At 63.6% G+C, this 20,652-nt stretch carries 19 protein-coding genes; 5 read left to right on the top strand and 14 right to left on the bottom strand.

Translation table 11 applies throughout. The features are described from left to right. Window positions 1-6: 6 nt before the first annotated feature. On the bottom strand, window positions 7-915 hold the full coding sequence (locus NKJ08_RS00430) for a LysR family transcriptional regulator (protein ID WP_352780737.1): 909 nt from the start codon (window positions 913-915) through the stop codon (window positions 7-9). Window positions 916-997: 82 nt separating this feature from the next. Here NKJ08_RS00430 and NKJ08_RS00425 point away from each other — a divergent pair, with 82 nt between their 5' ends. Further along, window positions 998-1,186, top strand: a complete 189-nt coding sequence (locus tag NKJ08_RS00425; RefSeq protein WP_352780734.1) for a hypothetical protein — start codon at window positions 998-1,000, stop codon at window positions 1,184-1,186. A gap of 22 nt (window positions 1,187-1,208) precedes the next feature. Beyond that, window positions 1,209-1,703, top strand: a complete 495-nt coding sequence (locus NKJ08_RS00420) for a DUF8737 domain-containing protein (protein ID WP_352780731.1) — start codon at window positions 1,209-1,211, stop codon at window positions 1,701-1,703. 11 nt (window positions 1,704-1,714) lie between these two features. On the opposite strand, the gene NKJ08_RS00415 is transcribed toward NKJ08_RS00420, so the two are convergent. The 13 genes from NKJ08_RS00415 to puuE all read right to left on the bottom strand — a co-directional run bounded on the left by NKJ08_RS00415 (window position 1,715) and on the right by puuE (window position 16,207). Then, entirely contained in the window at window positions 1,715-3,172 is a 1,458-nt protein-coding gene (locus tag NKJ08_RS00415; protein ID WP_352780729.1) for a S8 family serine peptidase, read from the bottom strand. Continuing rightward, window positions 3,162-3,830 carry an anti-sigma factor gene (locus tag NKJ08_RS00410; RefSeq protein ID WP_352780726.1) on the bottom strand — a complete coding sequence of 223 codons (669 nt, stop codon included), beginning with the start codon at window positions 3,828-3,830 and terminating at the stop codon, window positions 3,162-3,164. Before NKJ08_RS00410 ends, NKJ08_RS00415 begins: the two co-directional genes overlap by 11 nt. Continuing rightward, window positions 3,827-4,393, bottom strand: a complete 567-nt coding sequence (locus NKJ08_RS00405) for a sigma-70 family RNA polymerase sigma factor (protein WP_352780723.1) — start codon at window positions 4,391-4,393, stop codon at window positions 3,827-3,829. Before NKJ08_RS00405 ends, NKJ08_RS00410 begins: the two co-directional genes overlap by 4 nt. A gap of 159 nt (window positions 4,394-4,552) precedes the next feature. Further along, window positions 4,553-5,392 (bottom strand): alkaline phosphatase family protein, encoded by an 840-nt coding sequence (locus NKJ08_RS00400; RefSeq protein WP_352780720.1) that lies wholly within the window; start codon window positions 5,390-5,392, stop codon window positions 4,553-4,555. Window positions 5,393-5,493: 101 nt separating this feature from the next. Next, window positions 5,494-7,146 carry an ABC transporter ATP-binding protein gene (locus NKJ08_RS00395; protein ID WP_352780717.1) on the bottom strand — a complete coding sequence of 551 codons (1,653 nt, stop codon included), beginning with the start codon at window positions 7,144-7,146 and terminating at the stop codon, window positions 5,494-5,496. Further along, window positions 7,146-7,970 carry an ABC transporter permease gene (locus NKJ08_RS00390; RefSeq protein ID WP_352522483.1) on the bottom strand — a complete coding sequence of 275 codons (825 nt, stop codon included), beginning with the start codon at window positions 7,968-7,970 and terminating at the stop codon, window positions 7,146-7,148. Before NKJ08_RS00390 ends, NKJ08_RS00395 begins: the two co-directional genes overlap by 1 nt. Before the next feature lie 10 nt (window positions 7,971-7,980). After that, window positions 7,981-8,940 carry an ABC transporter permease gene (locus NKJ08_RS00385; RefSeq protein ID WP_352522484.1) on the bottom strand — a complete coding sequence of 320 codons (960 nt, stop codon included), beginning with the start codon at window positions 8,938-8,940 and terminating at the stop codon, window positions 7,981-7,983. 16 nt (window positions 8,941-8,956) lie between these two features. Further along, window positions 8,957-10,543 carry an ABC transporter substrate-binding protein gene (locus NKJ08_RS00380; RefSeq protein WP_352780714.1) on the bottom strand — a complete coding sequence of 529 codons (1,587 nt, stop codon included), beginning with the start codon at window positions 10,541-10,543 and terminating at the stop codon, window positions 8,957-8,959. Between the two features lie 155 nt (window positions 10,544-10,698). After that, a complete protein-coding gene (locus tag NKJ08_RS00375) occupies window positions 10,699-12,684 on the bottom strand; it encodes a CocE/NonD family hydrolase (protein ID WP_352522486.1) in 1,986 nt (661 codons plus the stop codon). Window positions 12,685-12,768: 84 nt separating this feature from the next. Beyond that, on the bottom strand, window positions 12,769-13,362 hold the full coding sequence (locus tag NKJ08_RS00370) for a nucleoside deaminase (protein ID WP_352780711.1): 594 nt from the start codon (window positions 13,360-13,362) through the stop codon (window positions 12,769-12,771). Continuing rightward, window positions 13,362-13,865 carry an ureidoglycolate lyase gene (locus NKJ08_RS00365; protein ID WP_352780708.1) on the bottom strand — a complete coding sequence of 168 codons (504 nt, stop codon included), beginning with the start codon at window positions 13,863-13,865 and terminating at the stop codon, window positions 13,362-13,364. Before NKJ08_RS00365 ends, NKJ08_RS00370 begins: the two co-directional genes overlap by 1 nt. Then, entirely contained in the window at window positions 13,862-14,710 is an 849-nt protein-coding gene (locus tag NKJ08_RS00360; RefSeq protein ID WP_502895989.1) for a bifunctional allantoicase/(S)-ureidoglycine aminohydrolase, read from the bottom strand. The genes NKJ08_RS00365 and NKJ08_RS00360 overlap by 4 nt, the downstream gene beginning before the upstream one ends. A 63-nt stretch (window positions 14,711-14,773) precedes the next feature. Continuing rightward, complete coding sequence (gene puuE / locus NKJ08_RS00355; protein WP_352522490.1) at window positions 14,774-16,207, bottom strand: allantoinase PuuE; 1,434 nt, start codon at window positions 16,205-16,207, stop codon at window positions 14,774-14,776. A gap of 173 nt (window positions 16,208-16,380) precedes the next feature. Between puuE and uraH the strand changes: the two genes are divergently transcribed. The 3 genes from uraH to xdhB are packed head-to-tail and all read left to right on the top strand — an operon-like array spanning window position 16,381 to window position 20,589. Further along, window positions 16,381-16,755, top strand: coding sequence for a hydroxyisourate hydrolase (uraH, locus tag NKJ08_RS00350; protein WP_352522491.1), 375 nt, complete (start codon window positions 16,381-16,383; stop codon window positions 16,753-16,755). Between the two features lies 1 nt (window position 16,756). Next, the gene (gene xdhA / locus NKJ08_RS00345; protein ID WP_352780703.1) at window positions 16,757-18,238 is read left to right on the top strand and encodes a xanthine dehydrogenase small subunit; all 1,482 of its coding nucleotides are present in this window, start codon (window positions 16,757-16,759) and stop codon (window positions 18,236-18,238) included. Then, window positions 18,238-20,589, top strand: coding sequence for a xanthine dehydrogenase molybdopterin binding subunit (gene xdhB / locus NKJ08_RS00340; RefSeq protein ID WP_352522493.1), 2,352 nt, complete (start codon window positions 18,238-18,240; stop codon window positions 20,587-20,589). The genes xdhA and xdhB overlap by 1 nt, the downstream gene beginning before the upstream one ends. The last annotated feature ends 63 nt before the right edge of the window (window positions 20,590-20,652 follow it).

Here is a 20,652-nt window from a genome sequence, read left to right as displayed (position 1 = left end):
CTGGTCTCAGGCCGCGGATTTGAGGTGATCGATGAAGGCGCGCAGCTTCGGCAGGACCTGGCGCTTGCCGGGATGATAGAGGAAGACGCCCGGCGTCGTGATGGCGACGCCGTCCAGCACCGATTTGAGTTTTCCTTCGGCTATCGGACCTTCGGCGAGTGGTCGCGGAGTCTGCGCCAGGCCAACGCCCCGCATCGCAGCCCCGACCAATGTCGAATAGTCGTGCGCGATCAGCGGGCCTGAGACGACCGCTTCGATCGCGCCGTTGCCGTCGATGAAGGACCAGGGTGCGATAGCGCCGTTCGAGCGGCGCAAGCGTAAGCAGGCGTGGTGGCGCAAGTCGTCGACACGCTCGGGACGGCCGTGGCGCTCGAGATAGTCAGGGCTGCCGACGACCACGAACGAGAACGGCGGAGTCAGCCGCACCGCGACCATGTCGGCGGCAATGAGCTGGCCGAGGCGGATACCGGCATCGAACCCGCCGGTCGCCAGATCGACCATCTGATCGCTCACGGCGATCTCCAGTTCGATCTCAGGATAGGCTTGGCAGAACGACGCGATCACCGGCTCCAACATCAACGGCACGATAGCGCGGGGTACAGACAGGCGCAGCAGACCGGTCGGCCGTTGGCCGATATCGCGCGCGGCCTCGCCGGCCGCGACGAGCTCTTCGAAAGCAGGGCCGGCACGGTCGAGGAACCGCTGACCAGGCTCGGTTAAACCAACGCTCCGCGTCGTGCGGACGAACAGCGCCGTGCCCATGCGAGCTTCCAGGGCGCGCACCGCTTGGCTCACTGCGGACGGCGTCACGCCGAGATCCGCGGCGGCACGGCGGAAGTTGCGGCGCCTGGCGACAGCCAGGAACGCCTCGACGCCCTCCAGCGCACCATGTCGGACTGTGTAGTTCTGCTTCATAGGTTGTTGTGATTACACCGGATAGTCGAATTGCGGTAGCGGGCTTAGGGGGTAATCGGCGGAAGCTCGGAGACATCTTGCGATGACGGATGGACTTGATGGCGTGCGCGACCACCATCGCGCCGCCGGCCTGACCAAGCGGCTGCCGGGGCCGCGACCTTCGCCAAATCTCGGCGCGGGACCGGACTTCGCGCGGCTTTCCGCCGACCTGGGACGGAATCTCATGAACGGCCGGCTCGGCGTCCCGAGCGCGGTGTTCGAGGCCGCGTGAACCAACGTTGAGAGGAGGCCAAATGTCCACGGAAATGGTGTTCCAAACCCATCTCGTTCTCGGCTATGTCGCGTGGCTGCTTTGCTTCGGCGCATATGGTTTGCCGTGGCTCAGGTCGATGGACCGGGTCGCAGCGCAGCGCGCTATCGCTACGCTGCACAGCTTCCGCTTCTTTGGGCTCGTCTTCCTCCTTCCGGGCGTCGTAAGCCCCAATCTGCCCGCCGACTTCGCCGTGTTTGCCGCCTATGGCGACTTCGCGACAGGGGTGCTGGCCATGCTGGCGCTGCTCACGGTGAGGATACGCCGGCTCTTCTGGCTGTTCGTCGTCGCCTTCAATGTCGTGGGGACGGTCGACCTCATCGTCGACTATTACCATGCCGTCCAGATCGGCCTTCCTGCACACGCCGGCGAACTGGGCGCCACCTACGCGATCCCGATCATCTACGTACCGCTGTTGATGATCACGCACATCGTCGCATTCTATTTTCTGGTACGTCCTCAGCAAAACGCGACTTGAGCCGTCGCAGACTATTCCTTCGCCGCCTCGGCCGCCCTGGTGTCCAGCAGGCCAAAGCCGAAATCATTGTCCCGCCCCTTGGGACCGAGATCCCTTGCGGTGGCGGCAAGTGCTTTCTCGACCCAGTCGGCCGAACGGTCGGGTGCGGCATGAAACAGGTTGGCGACGGCACCGGTCACGATCGCCGCTGCAAAGGAAGTCCCGGTCACCACATCCGAGCCGGCGCCGCTTGGCGCTCCCATCTCGACGCCGGGAGCGGAGATGAAGACGTAGGCGCCGCGATTGGCCTGCGGCATCAGCCCGTCCTTCGCATCGGTGGCCGTCACCGCGATCACACCGTCGAAGGCGGCCGGATAACCATAGGGCGCCCTCGGCCCATTATTGCCGGCGGCCGCGACCAGTACGATACCGAGCGCCCGGGCATTGCGGCAGGCAATGCCGAGCAGATCGTTCTTCGGGCCGACGAAGCTCATATTGATGATGCGGACGTCCTGGTCCGCCGCCCAGTCGAGCGCCGAAAGGATGACGTCCATGGTCGACTTGCCGCCCTCGAAGGCGCGGGCGTGATAGATCCTGGCGCCGGGCGCCATGCCTTTGAACGCGCCGGTGCCGGCGATCAATCCATCGACCGAAGTGCCGTGGTCGCGCGCCTTGATCGGCACGTCGGGCATGGCATCGAACTGCTCGGCAATGACGCCGAAGAGCGCTGGATTGCTATCGTCGATGCCGGTATCGATGACGCCAACGCGGACGTTGTCGCCGCTGGCCTCATTAGCGTCGAGCGCGATGCGCTCGAACGCATAATTGACGATGCTGGCCGCCTGCTGCAGCGAATAGACATGGTTGGCCTCACGCCGCAAAGTGCGGCCGTCGGCGGCAAGCTGCGCCAGCACGACGCCGACCGGGCGGCCATCGGGAATGCCGAAGCGCACCAGCGTGTTGCCGAGCAGCCGCGACTGCCGCTGCGAGCGTATCTCGAGGCCGAACGAAGCGGCGATCTGCTGGACCGCGCCGGCATCGCCATTGATCGTGACCAGCACCTCGTCAGGCACGAAATCGCCGATCACCGCGCGCGGCGGCTCGGTTGCGACAAGATCGGTCGGCGCTACGACCGGACCGCCCGGCGCGGCCACCTGTACTGCTGGCGCATCGGCGGGCGGAGCGGACGGCGGGGCTGCGGTATTGCCAGGATTGGGTATCGGCGCCTCGGCGACTACGGCAGGATTGGGGAACAAGTCGACGATCAGCGCGGGAAGAACCACGGCACTCGCCGTGGAAGCTTTAGCCGGCGTTTTGCCGCCATCCTTCACGCCGCCGCCATCCTTGGCGCAGTCGGCGCCGGCCGCACTTGCCCGGTTCAGGCAGTCGATCTCCGCCTGGGTGAGGTTCGGGTCGTTGGTCTGCGCCATTGCGGACGCGGCGAAGATTGTCATCACCGCCGTCAATCGAATGACCGCCTTAGCCGCCATCAGCCGGTTTCCTTCCCTCCAGGGCAGCTTCAGTGAAAGGCTGGGCGGCAATAAGGCCGAGCAGTTTTTGATAGTCCGCGGCGGTCTTGGCCGGAACGCCGAGGCGGAAGACGCCGTCGGCGGTAGGCCCGCCGGCGATCTTCAACTGGTTCTGGTCGAGAAAAGCGACGATGTCGGACAGCTTCGCATCCGGTTTGAACTTCACCAGCGCAAACGGCATTTTGGCCAGATCGTCTTCCGATCCGGCAATCTCGAAGTCGCCACTCTTGTTGCCTGTCTGCACAAAGGATTGCACCACGACCAGAGCCAGCAGCACTGCGGCCGCGGCCCAGGCGACGCCGACCGGCACCGCCATGAGGCGGCTCCAGGCTTGCGCCAGCCAGGACGATGCCGGAGGCGCGCGGGCCGGACCGGCCTCGGCGTCGAGCGCCTTGGCAAAGCGGCTGAGCGCATCGGCCGGCGGGCGGATTGCCTCGTTGGCGGCAGCGGTGCCGGAGAATTCGGCCTCGGCCTCGCCAAGTGCGGCCATCGCCGCCGGATCGCTCGCCAGCCATTCCTCGATGGCTTCGAGCTCGGCGCCCTCCAGCGAGCCGTTCAGATAAAACGGCAGCAGCATTTCCATTTCGTCGCGGCGCGACATTTTTTCAGCGGCACTCATGGCCATCTCCTGTCGTAACCGGCGGCCTTGAGGGCTTCGCCGAGTTTCTTGCGGGCGTAGAACATCCTGGTCTTGACCGTGGCGACCGGGATGCCGAGCACCTCGCCGATCTCGCTCACCGACTGCCCGTGATAATAGGCAAGGTCGATCACCGTGCGGTGTTCTTCCGGCATGGCATCGATGAAGCGCCGCAAGGCAGAGGCCTTGTCTTCCTTCATCGTCACGACTTCCGGCGTGTCGGCGCCGTCGGCGACCTGGGCCGCGTCATCGTCGTCGATCCAGTCTTCCTTCTTCTTGCGCAGCAGGGACAGCGCCTTGAAGCGGGCAATGCCGAGCAGCCATGTCGAGACCTCCGAGCGCCCCTCGAAGGCCGGCGCCTGCCGCCAGAGTTCGAGGAACACCTCGTTCGCGATATCGTCGGCCATAAGTTCCGATCCCGTCTGGCGTGCCACGAAGCGGTAGACCCGCGCGTGGTGGCGCATGAACAGGAGCCGCACGGCGGCACGGTCGCCCTTCGCGACCCGGTCGACAAGCGCACGATCGGTCTCCGCCGTGACGGTCATCGCCGGTCGAGCCGCCTGGCTCCTGCCTGCTCTGTCGCTGATCGGCCCAAAAAGGTTCACCGCATCCGCCCGAGGACTTTTGCGGAGGCTAGCCGAAGAGCGGGAGCGTGGCCAGAGGGAGCGCTTTCCCTTCTCCCTTGGGAGAAGCGAGCTGCCGGATCAACTGAGAAACGGCTTTGCCTTCATCGTCGCCGGCACTGGCACGCCGAGGCGCCTCAGCACCGTCGGGGCGAGCTGCAGCTGATCGAGCAGCGTGTTGGCTTCCGGACCCTCGCCGGATCCGAAGTAATAAAGTGCGAAATCCTGCATCTCCTCGTCATGGCCGCCATGATGGCCGCGATTGGTCTGCCCATGATCGGCGGTGACGATCACCTCGTAGCCGGCGTCCCGCCAGCGCGGCAGGAAGCCGGCGAGCATGGCGTCCACTGCATAGACGGCATGATCCATCTCGTGACAGTCGTGGCCGAAGCGGTGGCCCATCGAGTCCAGCGTGCAGCTGTGCAGGATGCCGTAGTCGATGCCGTGGCGCCGGGTCAGCATGGTCAACGTCGCGAACAGGTCGACGTCGCTCGGCGTCATCTGGTTCCTGGCATTGTAGCCGGTCATGGTGTGAAACCGGCCATGGCTGATCGGCCCGCCCGGCTCGTCGAACTCCATGTCCTCGACCAAGTCGAACGGATAGACCCGGAAGAATTCGGACCAGTAGGAGTGGGTGACCGCACCAGTTTTGCCGCCGGCCTTGGTGACTTCGGAAAAGATGTCCGGTTGTTCGACGCGAAACCGGTTCTCGTTTGACAGGATACCGTGCACTTGAGGCGGCACGCCGGTGTGGATCGAGGCATAGCAGCAGGCCGAGGTCGACGGCAGCACGGAGCGCATCTTCCATACGCGTGCTTCGCCTGATTGCACCCAGCCTTCGAGATTGCCCATCAGCCGTCGCCAGTTCCTGTAAGGCACGCCGTCAAGGATGATGAGCAATAGTTTTGTCTTGAGCGCCACGGGCGGCTCCATGCGATTCAATCGAAAAAGTCAGAGCGTGCGTCTGGGGCCTGCCGTTCAATCCAGGCCAGGACCTGATCGTAGGCGCAACGGCCGGCCCGCTAGTTCCCCGCGCTTGCCATGCGCCGTCCCTTGATCGCCTTTTCCAGCCAGCCGATCTCCATTTCGGGCACCGACGACAGCAAAAGATCGGTGTAGGCATCGAAGGGCGGCGCCAGCACCTTGCTCTTGGCACCGTAGCGCACCACTTCGCCGCGATACATCACCGCGATGGAATCGGCGATCGACTTCACCGTTGCGAGATCATGGGTGATGAAGAGATAGGCGACATTCTCCTCCTTCTGCAGCTCGAGCAGCAGCTCCAGTATGCCGTGGGCCACCAGTGGATCGAGCGCCGAGGTCACCTCGTCGCAGATGATCAGCTTCGGCTTGGCGGCGAGCGAACGGGCGATGCAGACGCGCTGCTTCTGGCCGCCGGAAAGCTCGGCCGGGTAGCGGTCGACAAAACCCTTGCCCATCTCGATCTTGTCGAGCAGTTCTGCGACGCGGGCGTCCCGCTGCCTTCCACGCAGACCGAAATAGAATTCGAGCGGCCGGCCGATAATGGTGCCGACCGTCTGGCGCGGGTTCATCGCCACATCGGCCATCTGATAGATCATCTGCAGCTGACGAAGATCCTCTTTCGGCCGGTCGGCGAGCCGGTTGGCGAGCGGACGCCCGTCGAAGGTGACTGTTCCCTGTTCGGGCGGCAACAGGCCGGTGATGGCGCGCGCCAGTGTCGACTTGCCGGAGCCGGACTCGCCGACCACCGCCAGCGTCTGGCCCGGGAAAATGTCGACCGAGACGTTCTTCAGCACCTTGATGTGGCTGCGGCCATAAGCGGCGGTGATATTCTTGACCGACAGGAACGGCGTCGTGCCTGGCTTCTGCTCCTGGTGTTCGATCTGATGCACCGAGACCAGCGCGTTGGTGTATTCCTGGCGCGGCTCCTTGATGATCTGGCGGGTGCCGCCCCATTCGACCAGCCGCCCGTGGCGCAACACCATGATCTCGTCCGAGACCTGGGCGACGACGGCAAGGTCGTGGGTGATGTAGAGCGCCGCCACATGCGTATCGCGGATGGCGTCCTTGATTGCCGCCAAGACGTCGATCTGCGTCGTCACGTCGAGTGCCGTGGTCGGCTCGTCGAAGACGATCAGATCGGGCTCCGAGCACAGCGCCATTGCCGTCATCACGCGCTGCAGCTGGCCGCCCGACACCTGGTGCGGAAAGCGCTCGCCGATACTTTCGGGATTCGGCAGGCCGAGCTTCTTGAACAGCGCGACGGCGCGCTTTTCGGCTTCGGCCCGCGTCGCAATGCCGTGCAGCAGTGCTGCCTCGACCACCTGGTCCATCAGCCTGTGCGCCGGGTTGAAGGCAGCTGCCGCCGATTGCGCGACATAGCAGACCTCGCGGCCGCGCAATTTGCGGAACCCCTCCTTGCCGCTCTTCAGGATGTCGCGGCCATTGAGGATGACCTCGCCGCCGGTGATGCGCACGCCGCCACGGCCATAGCCCATCGACGACAGGCCGATGGTCGACTTGCCGGCGCCGGACTCCCCGATCAGGCCGAGCACCTTGCCCTTTTCGAGCGTCAGCGAGACATCGTGCACCAGCACGATGTTCTTCGGCGCCTCACCCGGCGGGTACACCGTGGCCTCGATACGTAGATTGCGGATATCGAGCAGCACGGACTTCGGTCGCTGGTCAGCCATTACCCGCGTCCTCCCTTCAGGCTTGTCGTGCGGTTGAGCACCCAGTCGGCGACAAGATTGACGGAAATCGCCAGCGCGGCGATCGCCGCCGCCGGGATCAGTGCCGCCGCAATTCCGAAGACGATACCGTCCTTGTTTTCCTTGACCATGCCGCCCCAGTCGGCGTCCGGCGGTTGCACGCCGAGGCCGAGGAAGGACAAGGTCGACAAGAACAGCACGGCATAGATGAAGCGCAGGCCGAGTTCAGAAACCAGCGGCGACAGCGCATTGGGCAGGATCTCGCGGAAGATGATCCAGCCGCTGCCTTCGCCGCGCAATTTGGCCGCCTCGACATAATCCATGACGTTAATGTCGACCGCCACCGCCCGCGACAGGCGGTAGACGCGGGTCGAGTCGAGAATGCCCATCACCAGGATCAGCGTCACCAAATTGGTTGGCAGCACCGAGAGCACGACGAGGCCCATGATCAGCGTCGGGATCGACATCAGGAGATCGACGAGGCGCGACAGCAGCGTGTCGAACCAGCCGCCGAACACCGCGGCAGAGAAGCCGAGGATAGCGCCGAGCGAGAACGACAATGCGGTGGCCAGCACCGCGATGAACAGGGTGATACGGGCGCCGTAAATCATGCGTGACAACAGATCGCGGCCCAGATTGTCGGTGCCCAGCCAATGTGTGGCCGACATCGGCTCCCACACGTCGCCAACGATCTCACCATTGCCGTGCGGTGCAATCCAGGGCGCAAAGATCGCCGCCAGCACGAACAATGCGGTCAGCACCAGTCCGATCAGCGCCGGGATGGGGATGCGTTTTATGACGAGCATACCCGCCCCCTCATTTCGGATGTCTGAGGCGCGGATTGGCGACGATCGCCGCTATGTCCGCAATGATGTTCAGGCTAATGTAAACGGCGGCAAAGATCAGCCCCACCGCCTGCACCACCGGCACGTCGCGCTTGGTGACGTGGTCGACGAGATACTGCCCCATGCCCGGATAGACGAAGATCACTTCGACCACGACGACGCCGACGATGAGGTAAGCGAGATTGAGCATCACGACGTTGATGATGGGCGCGATCGCATTGGGGAAGGCATGCCTGCGGATGACCGCGAAGGCCGAAAGCCCCTTGAGCTCCGCCGTTTCGACATAGGCCGACTGCATGACGTTGAGGATCGCGGCGCGTGTCATGCGCATCATGTGGGCGAGCACCACCAGCGTCAGTGCCGCCGCCGGCAGAGCGATCGCCTGCATGCGCTCGAGGAAAGGCATCCCGTCAAAGACGGTCGAGATGCCCGGGAAGATCTGCCACTTCACGGCGAAGAAATAGACGAGCACATAGCCGATGAAGAATTCCGGAAAGGATGTCGAGGCGAGCGCCAGCCCAGAGATCAGCTTGTCGACCCAGCCATTGCGGTAGCGCACCGCGATGAGCCCGAGGATGATCGCCAGCGGCACCGCGATGATCGCCGCCCAGAAGGCGAGGAACAGCGTGTTCCACAGCCGCCCCTTGATCGAGGTCGCAATATCCTGCCCGCTCGACATCGCGGTGCCAAGATTGCCAGTGAGCACGCCGCCGAGCCAGCGAAAATACCTGATATAGGCCGGGTCGTTGAGGCCGAGCTGCTCGCGCAGATTGGCGAGCGACTCCGGCGTCGCCGACTGTCCGAGGATCGCTTGCGCAACGTCGCCGGGCAGGATCTGGGTGCCGGCGAAGATGAGGACCGAAACGGCCAATAGCAGGACGATGCCCAGCGCAATGCGCTGGGCCACCAGTTTCACGATGGGTGAGGACATATCCGCAAGGCCGGGCTCAGGCTTCGAGCCAGCACTTTGCCAGAGCGTATCCGTTCATCAGCTCCTGATGCGGATCGTCCACCCAGCCGGCAACCTTGGCGCCCGTCGCGTCGATGAACTGGTTGAACATCGGCAGGATCAGGCCGCCTTCGTCGCGCACCATGACAGCCATGTCGTGGTACATTGCCTTGCGCTTGGCTTCGTCGAGTTCGGCGCGGGCAGCCAGCACCATCTTGTCGAAATCCGGACGCTTGAAACGCGTGTCGTTCCAGTCCGCCGTCGACAGGTAGGCGGTCGAGTACATCTGGTCCTGGGTCGAGCGACCGCCCCAGTAAGAAGCGCAGAAGGGCTGTTTGTTCCAGACTTCCGACCAATAGCCGTCGCCCGGTTCGCGCTTGATCTCCAGCTTGATGCCGGCCTTGGCCGCGCTCTGCTGGAACAGCTGTGCGGCGTCGACAGCGCCGGGGAAGGCGACATCCGATGTCCGGAGCAGAACGGCACCATCATGGCCCGACTTCTTGTAATGGAACTTAGCCTTGTCGGGATCGTATTTGCGCTGCTCGATCTCGGTGAAGAGCGGATACGCCGAATTGATCGGGAAGTCGTTGCCGAGCGAGCCATAGCCTCTGAGTATCTTGTCGAGCATCTCCTCGCGGTCGATCGCCAGCTTCAGCGCCATCCGCAAATCATTGTTGTCGAACGGGGCCGTGTTGCAATGCATGATGAAGACGTAGTGGCCGGGTCCGGCGTGGTTGCGGATGGTGACGCCGGGCAGACGCTTGATCAGATCGACGATCTTCGGCTCGACTCGATTGATCATGTTGACCTGGCCGCCCTGCAGGGCCGCCGTGCGCGCGGTGGCGTCGTTGATGACGATGATCTCTATCTGGTCGGCATGGCCCATCTTGTCGCCCTGCCAGTAATTGGCGAAGCGCTCGCCGCCATGGCGCACGCCGGGCTCGTTGGTGGTGACCTTGTAAGGACCGGCCGAGATGCCGGCATCCGCCTTGTCCTTGCCGCCATTCGGCTGGACGATCAGATGGTAGTCGCTGAGCAGATAGGGAAGGTCGGCGTTCGGCTCCTTCAGCGTCAGCACGACTTCCTTGCCGCTGGCCTTGATGCTCTCGATGCCCTTCATGTAACCGAGCGCGCCGGATTTCGACTTCTCGTCCGAATGGCGTTCGAGCGTGGCGGCCACGTCCTCTGCGGTCACCGTCTTGCCGTTGTGGAACTCGACGCCATCGCGGATCTTCAGCGTCCAGGTCTTGGCGTCGTCCGACGAGCCGATCTCCTCGGCAATACGGTTCTCGAGCTTGCCTTCGGGAGACAGCTCGACGATCAGTTCGCCCCACATCTTGCCGAAGGCGAACGGCACCTGCGTCATGAACAGGGCCGGATCGAGGCTGTTGGTGGACTCGCCGCCAACCAGGCCGGCCTTGAGCGTGCCGCCCTTGACCGGACCCGCCGCGCGTGCTGCGCCGGAAAGCAGCGAATTGGCGAAGGTTGCCGTGACGCCGAGCGCTGCCGCCCGGCCGAGAAAATCACGACGGCTCAGTTTGCCGGACGCAACGCGCCGGCTCAGATATTCCAGTTCGTTAGACATGTTGAGTTCCTCACTCTGTTGGTCCGACCTTATGGTCGTTTTTCTCATTTCTTATCGGGAGAATAATGACCTTAAGGGAAAGCGGTAAGCAAGACCGAATGCGACATGCCGTGGCGTAAATCGTGCGTCGCAATTGGACCAATCGCTATAAGCGCTCAAACCAGTGCGCGCGGGATTTTCTCCTCGAAATTGCGCTCGAAAACCAGTTTTTCGCCTTCGTAGGCTTCGATTCTGGCGCTAACCATGAAGCTTTGCGCGTCGGACCGCATTTCGGCGAAGGTTTCGGTGCGCACCGACCATCCATTTCGCGACAGCGTCTGGGTCCAATGCGTCTGGCCCGACGCTGACAGCGGATTGTCAGGATGGATCGTCCATGTCTCTCTCGCAATGCTGCCATTGGCAAGGCCATGCGCCAGATCGCGCACCTCGCCGAAATCGTCGACGATGGAAAGCGTAATCATTCCGGTCTTTTCGTCGCGATCGACATGACGTTCGGAGCTCGCGGCGCGGACCGTCTCCGTTGCCCAGGGAGTGGCGGCCTCGGGCGTGGGAAACGTCACTTCATCGCCCTGCGCCAGCGGGCGCAACGGCAGCTTCAGCATCGCGGCCGACAGTTCGAGCCGGACCGGCTCCGGCGATGGCCAGATCATCGGCCAATAGGTGTTCGAAACGGCAATATGCATGCGGTGGCCGGCCGGCACGCGATAGGCGCATTGGTCGAGCACCACCCGGGCGCTGACGGTTTCGCCCGGCACCAGCGCTTGCGGGAACTCGTGCGAGTTGCGGTGCGTCAGGTTGAGCACGCCGTAGGAGATCAGCTCGGATGCGCCATCGGGATGCACGTCGCACAGCCGGATCGCGATGTTCGCCTGGCGCCGGTCCGACGAGAGCCTGACCAGAACTTCTGGAGCACCGACAATGTCGACCGCTTCGGCGAGCACCGGCTGGTCGAAGCACACCGAGAATGCATCGTCGGGGCGCTGGTCACCAGGCAATTCCGGGCCGAAGGTGAAGGGAAAATATTCGCCGCCGGCAAGGCCGCAGCTTTGCGGCGAAGCGACGATGGCGGGCTCGCTGCCTTCAGGGATAAGCTCAACCTCTTGCGTCTTGATAGTGGGCGACGGCCATTCCGATTCTGCGACCCAGCGGCCCGGCCGCTCAGGATGCCAGCGCGCCGGGCGCACGCTGTCCATGACATAGGCGCGGTAGGCCGGGTCGGCCTCGACGCCGGTGTCGATGTCCTTCAGCCAGCGGTCCCACCAGCGCAACGCCTCCTGCAGGAAGCCGATGCGCGGTTCGGGCGCGGCGTAATGCGGGTATTTGTGGATCCACGGGCCGACGATGCCTTTGACCGGTGCCTCGATGTTGGCGGCGAGATGGGAAATCGTATTGCGATAGCCGTCATGCCAGCCGCCGATCGACAGCACCGCGGCATGAACGGCGGAATAGTCCTCGCAGACCGAGCCGCGCTTCCAATAGGCATCGCGATGCTGGTGCTTCAGCCATAGCGGCGCCAGGAAAGGCTGGTTCTCCAGCCGGGTCAGCCACAGGTCGCGCCATCTGTTGTCGCCGGCCAGCAGCGGATCCGGCGGCCGCGACGAATAGGACAGCATGGTCGAGGCCCAACCGAAATTCTCGATCAGCAGGCAGCCGCCCTTATAGTGGATGTCGTCGGCATAGCGGTCGACGGTCGAGCACAGGCTGATCACCGCCTTTAGCGCCGGCGGCTGCATCGCCGCAACCTGCAGGCAATTGAAGCCGCCCCAGGAAATGCCCATCATGCCGACATTGCCGTTGCACCACGGCTGCGCCGCCGCCCAGGCAATCACATTGCAAGCATCTTGCAATTCCTGCTCGGAATATTCGTCGTCCATCAGCCCTTCGGAATCGCCGTTGCCGCGCATGTCGACGCGGATCGAGGCGTAGCCGTGGCCGGCGAAATAGGGATGCGTCAGCTGATCGCGATAGGTCGTGCCGTCGCGCTTGCGATATGGCAGGTGCTCGAGAATTGCCGGCACCGGATCGTCGGCGGCGTCGGCTGGCATCCACACCCGCGCCGACAGCCGGCAGCCGTCCGGCATGACGATGCCAACGTCCGGGAACTCTACGACTTCTCGGGGGAATTCAGTGATGGTTTTCATGCGGCAGGCTCCAGGACCGCCAGATGATGGAGTCCGCAGGACGTCGTCGTGGGCCAGCCAACGAATTCGGCTGGTCAATCCGCGTCAATTCAGCGGTATGTCGTTTTCCGCTTTGCTCGCCTGATAGGCATTGGAGAGCTCGTCGTAAATTGCGGAGATCGCGCTGATCCGCGCTTCCAGCCGCTCGCGCTCGGCATCGGGCAGCGATCGCACCAGTCTGCGGATCGAGAAGCTCTTCCAATAGGCATTCTCGGCATTGTAGCCGCCGGGATTGAGGGTAAAGACCTCTTTCAGGATCTTCAAATCGTGCGGGATGGCGAAGCTGTCGCGCGAATCCTCGTGACTGAACAAATAGAAGAAATTGTCGAAGCCGGTCCAGGTGATCGCCGACAGGCAGAGCGAGCAGGGCTCGTGGGTGGCGAGGAAGATAGCGTCCCTGGTGTCGACGCGCTCGGCCTTCGGCATTTCGTAGAAGCGCTTCAGGCAATGCACCTCGCCGTGCCAGAGCGGGTTTTCGGTCTCGTTGTTGGTTTCGGCAAGCACCAGCGAGCGGTCGTCCTTGCGCAGGATCGCCGCGCCGAACAGCTTGTTGCCATGGGCGACGCCTTCGGCGGTCTTCGGCACGATGTCGTGCTCGATGACGTCGAGCAGTCGGTCGATCAGCGAGATGTCGGTCATCACCTAATCCCGTTGGGAAGATGGATTTCGTAAGGGTGCGAGAAATGACACTCTTCGAGGTTGGAGCCGTCGCCGCCGCGGTCGACGACCACAAAATCCTGGACATCGCCGATCGGCGTCAGCATGCCGTGCCACAGATTGCGCGGGTAGTTGACGCCTTGTCCGGGCGCGGTGATGAAGGCGTGCGGCTCGCCAGGACCTTCCTCGCCATCATGGCAGACGACGACCAGGAACGGCCGTGGCGACAGCGGGATGAAGGCCTGGCTGCCAAAAGGGTGACGCTCCACCATGGTGAGCTTCAACGGAAAATCATAGGGCGTGCCACGCACCATCGAGATCAGCACGCGCGCATTCGGGCCTCGTGCTTCAGCGGTGGCGAGATCGTGGTAGCGCTCGGCCTTGCCGCCGTTGATCGGATAATGGTTGTCGCCGCCCCTATCGATGACGTCGCCGAACTCGGCGAAATTCTCGCGGGTCAGTGGCCGCGCGACAATGCGGGTCATGGCGTACGCCTTGCGACGCCGGCGCTGCCGAGCTTGGCGTGCCGGTTGACGTCTTTGTAGAGGAGATAGCGGAACTTGCCCGGGCCGCCGGCATAGCAGGCCTGCGGGCAGAAGGCGCGCAGCCACATATAGTCGCCTGCCTCGACCTCGACCCAGTCCTGGTTGAGGCGGTAGACCGCCTTGCCCTCCAGCACATAAAGCCCGTGCTCCATGACATGCGTCTCGGCAAACGGGATGACGGCACCCGGCTCGAGGGTGACGATGGTGATATGCATGTCGTGGCTCATGTCGGCCGGATCGACGAAGCGCGTCGTCGCCCATCGGCCCTCGGTTCCGGACATCGGCGTCGGCGCGATATCCTGTTCGTTAGCGAAGAACGCTTGCGGCGTATCGATGCCGTCGACTGCATCATAAGCCTTGCGGATCCAGTGGAAGCGGACAGCCGCGCCGCTTTCGTTGCGAACCGTCCACCCGATGGCCGGCGGCAGGAACGCGAAGCCGCCCGGCCTGAGCACATGCTTCTTGCCGGCAACCGAAACGCTCAGCTCGCCTTCGACCATGAACAGCGCGCCTTCGGCGCCGGAATCGGGTTCAGGCCGGTCGCTGCCGCCACCCGGCGCGACCTCGACGATATATTGCGAAAACGTCTCGGCAAAGCCCGACAGCGGCCGCGACAGCACCCAGACGCGTGTCCCCTCCCAGAAGGGCAAGGCGCTGGTGACGATGTCCTGCATCACGCCTCTGGGGATGACGGCATAGGCTTCGGTGAAGACCGCACGGCCGGTCAGCAATTCGCTCTGGCCGGGGTGGCCGCCCTGCGGCGCGTAGTAGGTTCGCTCGGCCATTTTCATCATATCCATAAGTTCAAGCCTATTGCGGAAGCCAAGGCCTATTGCGAAGCCAAAGGCCTATTGCGGAAGCATATCCTTCAGGCGAAGCAGCGCGATGCGCTCGACCTGTCTGCAGGCGGTTTCGAATTCGAGGCTGCGGCTGTTGCCGATACGCGCCTCGAACTCGGCCAGGATTTCCGCCTTGGTCTTGCCTTTCACCGCGATGATGAAGGGGAAACCGAAACTGGTGACGTAGGCGGCATTGAGTTTTGAAAACAGCTCGCGCTCCTTGTCGGTCAGCGCATCGAGCCCGGCCGAGGTCTGTTCCCTCGTCGATTCGGCCGTCAGCCTTCTGGCTTGCGCCAGTTTTCCGGCAAGGTCGGGATGGGCGTTGAGCACGGAGAGCCGCTCGGCCTTGCTGGCCGCGCGAAACACACGGCAGAGCGCATTGTGGAGGCCGCCGGCACTGTCATGCGCCGGGCCGAGCTCCAGCTCGTAGGCGCGCTCGGCAATCCACGGCGAATGCTCGAAAACGCCGCCGAATGTGTGGACGAAGGCCTCGAATTCCATTTTCGACGGGCGCAGCGCCGGCAACCGAAACGGATGCGTCTGCTGCCAGTGCTTTGCAATGTCGATGCGCCGTGCCAGCCAGACCTTGTCATGCGATTTGACGTAGTCGATGAAGCGCTTCAGCGCCGCGACCCGGCCCGGCCGCCCAACCAGGCGGCAGTGCAGGCCGATATTCATCATGCGCGGCCGCCCTGCCTTGCCCTCTTCATAGAGCGTATCGAAACTATCCCTGAGATAGGCAAAGAACTGGTCGCCCGAGTTGAAGCCCTGCGGCGTAGCAAAGCGCATGTCGTTGGCGTCGAGCGTATAGGGGATGATCAGCTGCGGTTTCGCCGTGCCGTCCGGCGCCACGTGCTCGAACCAGTAGGGCAGTTCGTCGTCATATGTGTCCGACACATACTCGAAGCCGCCCTCTTCCGCCGCCAGCCGCACCGTGTTGATCGACGTGCGGCCGGTGTACCAGCCGGTCGGCCGCGCGCCTGTCACTTCGTAGTGCAGCCGGATCGCCGCCTCCATATCGCGGCGCTCGTCTTCTGGCGCGTGGTCGCGATAGTCGATCCATTTCAGCCCGTGCGAAGCGATTTCCCAATCGGCCTCTTGCATCGCCGCGACGTGATCGGGCGAACGCGCCAGGGCCGTGGCGACGCCATAGCAGGTGACCGGCACTTGTGCCTCGCTGAACAGGCGCAGCAATCGCCAGAAGCCGGCGCGGGCGCCGTATTCGTAGATCGATTCCATGTTCCAGTGGCGCTGGCCGGGCCAGGGCGCCGCGCCGACGATCTCCGACAGGAAAGCCTCCGAAGCCTTATCGCCGTGGAGGACGCAGTTCTCGCCGCCTTCCTCGTAATTGACGACGAACTGCACCGCGACATGCGCGCCGCCGGGCCATTTCGGATCCGGCGGGTTGGCTCCGTAGCCGCGCATGTCTCGTTCGTAACGCATTCTCGCTCCTGCCGGAAATTGTGATCAGGATAGTCGAAAGGAGTGCCTGCGCATTCCCCCGAAATTTTTGAAAGTGTTTTTGTCGTGCTCCGCTCGACCGGGACTTATGCATCGCCTTTAATTGGCGCACAATTCATGAATAGTGTTCGACGGTGCAGGGAATGGAGCAGCCAGTGGCGGAAACGTCGAAAGCCGAAGGCGGGCGCCTGACGACCCATGTGCTCGACACCGCAGCCGGCAGGCCGGCGACAGGCCTGTCGATCGAGCTCTATCATATCGACGGCCAGGTGCGGACGCATCTGAAGACTGTCGTCACCAACGATGACGGCCGCTGCGACGCACCTTTGCTTGCCGGCGCGGAATTCCGCACCGGCGAATACGAGCTGGTCTTTGCGGCCGGCGATTATCTGCGCCGGCAGGGGACGAAACTGCCGGAACCGGCCTTCCTCGACCATGTGCCGATCCGCTTCGGCATGGCCGAGCCGGTACACTATCATGTGCCGCTGCTCCTATCACCCTACGGCTATTCGACCTACCGGGGAAGCTGAGATGGCTGGGATCAAGACACGCAACGAAATTCGATTCATTCTCAATGACGAGGACGTCGCGCTCAGCGCGGTTGCGCCCGACCAGACACTGCTCGACTGGCTGCGGCTCGACCGCTCGCTGCGCGGCACCAAGGAAGGTTGCGCCGAGGGCGATTGCGGCGCCTGCACGGTGCTGGTCGGCAGGCTCTCGGCCGGAAGGCTGGTGTATGAAAGCGTCAATGCCTGCATCCGCTTCCTCGGCTCGCTCGACGGCACTCATGTCGTGACCGTCGAGCATCTGCGCGGCGACGCAGGAAAACTGCACCCCGTGCAGCAGGCGATGGTCGATTTCCACGGCTCGCAATGCGGCTTTTGCACGCCGGGTTTCGTCATGTCGCTTTATGCGCTGTGGATGCAGTCGCCGGAGCCGTCGGATGCGGCGATCGAAAAGGCGCTGCAGGGCAATCTCTGCCGCTGCACCGGCTATGAGGCGATCATGCGCGCGGCGCGCGCCATCTCCGGCTACGGCAAGGTCGCCAAGGACCCGTTGGCGGCCGAGCGCGAGGCAGTCACAGCCAAGCTCGAAGCGATGAAGGACGGTTTGCGCATCGAGATCGGTTCCGGCAATAAACGGCTGATCGTGCCGGCCAATGCCGACGATCTGGCCAGCGTGCTCGACAAGGAGCCAAGTGCCACCATCGTCGCCGGTTCGACCGATGTCGGCCTCTGGGTTACCAAGCACATGCGCGACATCTCGCCGGCGGTCTTCATCGGCAATCTCGATGGGCTGTGCGGGATGTCCGAGGACAAGGGCATCATTTCGATCGGCGCCGGTGTCACCTACAGCGAAGCCTTCGCGACGCTTTCGAAGCGCGTCCCGGCGCTCGGGCCGCTGTTCGACCGCATCGGCGGCGATCAGGTCCGTAACATGGGCACGATCGGCGGCAACATCGCCAACGGCTCGCCGATCGGCGACACGCCGCCGCCGCTGATCGCGCTCGGCGCGCAACTGACGCTGCGCCGCGGCAACAAGCGGCGGACGATCCCGCTGGAGGACTTTTTCATCGCCTATGGCAAGCAGGACCGGCAGCCCGGCGAATTCGTCGAGGCCGTGCATGTTCCGGTGCCGGACAGCGAGACGAAATTTGCCGTCTACAAGATCACCAAGCGCCGCGACGAAGACATTACGGCTGCGCTCGGCGCGTTTTCCCTGACGCTGGCAGCGGACGGCTCGGTGGCGGATGTGCGCATCGCCTATGGCGGTATGGCGGCAACGCCGAAGCGGGCCTTTGGCGTGGAAAAGGCATTGCTTGGCAAGCCTTGGACGGAAGAGACGGTCGAGGCGGCGATGACCGAGTACGCCAGCGATTTCACCCCGCTGACCGATATGAGGGCAAGCGCGGAATACCGGGCGCTGGCGGCGCGCAACCTGCTGCTGCGCTTCTTTGTCGAGACCAGCGGCACCAGGGCGCCTGCCCAGGTGTCACGGCACGAGGCGGCGTGATGAACAAGCATGCCACCCCCAACCTCAAGGCGCAAAAAATCGCCGGCGGCGTCGCCACCGACCAGCGGCACGATTCCGCCCACAAGCATGTCAGCGGCACAGCCGTCTATATCGACGACATGCCGGAACCGGCCGGCACGCTGCATGGCTGCCTCGGGCTTTCCAATGCTACGCATGCCACCATCACGAAAATCGATCTGTCGGCGGTGCGCACTGCCCCCGGCGTCATTGACGTGCTGACGGCAAGCGACGTGCCCGGCGAGAACGACATTTCGCCGACCGGCCGTCACGACGAGCCGGTGCTGGCCGACGGCAGGGTTCAATTCTTCGGCCAGCCGATCTTCTGCGTCATCGCCGAAACCCGCGAGCAGGCGCGCCGCGCCACAAGGCTGGCCAAGGTCGAATACAAGGAGTTGCCGTTCGTCGCCGATATTGGCGACCTCGATCCCCGGAAAGACAAGCTGGTCACTCCGCCGCTGACCCTGAAGCGCGGCGATGCCGCAGCCGCCATCGAACAAGCACCACGCCGGCTCAAAGGGCAGATGCGCATCGGCGGCCAGGAGCATTTCTATCTGGAGGGCCATATCGCCCTGGCCATTCCGGGCGAGGACCAGGACGTCACCATCTATTCCTCGACCCAGCATCCGAGCGAAATCCAGCACATGGTCAGCCATGCGCTCGGTGTGCCGAGCCATGCGGTGACGGTAGAAATCCGCCGGATGGGCGGCGCTTTCGGCGGCAAGGAAACGCAAGGCAATCAGTTTGCGGCGTTGGCTGCTATCGCTGCGAAGAAACATCATCGCGCCGTCAAGATCCGGCCCGACCGTGACGACGACATGATCGCCACCGGCAAGCGCCACGACTTTTTGGTCGATTACGAGGTCGGCTTCGACGACGATGGAAATATTCTCGGCGTCGATTTCATGTTCGCGGCGCGCTGCGGCTTCTCGGCCGACCTCTCGGGCCCGGTCACCGACCGTGCGCTGTTCCATTGCGACAACACCTATTTCTGGCCGGCAGTGCACGCGCAATCGGCGCCGCTCTACACCAACACTGTGTCGAACACCGCCTTTCGCGGCTTCGGCGGTCCGCAAGGCATGGTCGGCGCCGAGCGCGTCATCGACGAGGTCGCCTTTGCCGTCGGCAAAGACCCGCTCGAAATCCGCAAGAAGAATTTCTACGGCACCGGCGACCGCAACATCACGCCCTACCACCAGACGGTCGAGGACAACGTCATCCACCGCATTGTCGCCGAGCTGGAGGCGAGTTCCGACTATGCAAGGCGTCGCCGGACCATCGATGCATTCAACGCCAATAGCCGCTTCATCAAGCGCGGACTGGCGCTGACGCCGGTCAAGTTCGGCATCTCGTTCACCGCCACCCATTACAACCAGGCCGGCGCGCTGGTGCATGTCTACACCGACGGTTCGGTGCATCTGAATCATGGCGGCACCGAAATGGGACAGGGTCTCTACGTCAAGGTGGCGCAAATTGTGGCGGAGGAATTCCAGATCGACCTCGACCAGGTGAAGATCACCGCCACGACGACCGGCAAGGTGCCGAACACCTCGGCAACTGCCGCATCGTCCGGCTCCGACCTCAATGGCATGGCGGCACAGAACGCCGCCCGGCAAATCAAGGACCGGCTGACCGATTTTGCCGTCGAGAAATACCAGGTGCCGCGCGACCAGGTGCTGTTCCTGCCCAACCGGGTGCGCATCGGCAACCAGGAGATCGCCTTCGCCGATCTCGTCAGGCAGGCCTACATGGCGCGCATCCAGCTTTCGGCGGCGGGCTTCTACACGACGCCGAAAATCCATTGGGACCGCGACAAGGGCGAGGGCCACCCCTTCTACTATTTCGCTTACGGGGCTGCGTGCTCGGAAGTCTCGGTCGACACGCTGACTGGCGAATACATCGTCGAGCGCACCGACATCTTGCATGAAACCGGCCGCTCGCTGAACCGCGCCATCGACCTCGGCCAGGTCGAGGGCGGTTTCATCCAGGGCATGGGTTGGCTGACGACGGAGGAACTGTGGTGGGACGACAAGGGGCGGCTGCGCACCCATGCACCGTCGACCTACAAGATCCCGCTCGCTTCGGACCGGCCGAAGATTTTCAACGTGACTTTGGCCGACTGGGCGGAAGCAGGCGAGCCGACGGTGCACCGCTCCAAGGCGGTCGGCGAGCCGCCCTTTCCGCTCGCAATGTCGGTGCTGCATGCCCTCTCGGACGCAGTGGCGAGCGTTGCCGGCCACAAGATCTGTCCGCGCCTCGACCCGCCTGCTACGCCGGAGCGTGTGCTGATGGCGATCGAACGGCTGAAGCGGGAAGCCAAGACCGGCACCTAAACCCGGCCTCGGAATCCCGGAAAGCGTGCAATTCAGGCCGAAAAACTCTATATTTTCCCGATA

It is taken from the genome of Mesorhizobium sp. M0244 (genome assembly GCF_040321795.1).
GTDB lineage: Bacteria > Pseudomonadota > Alphaproteobacteria > Rhizobiales > Rhizobiaceae > Mesorhizobium.
The sequence above is the reverse complement of the archived record's forward strand: the minus strand, read 5'-3'. Positions and strand labels throughout refer to the sequence as shown.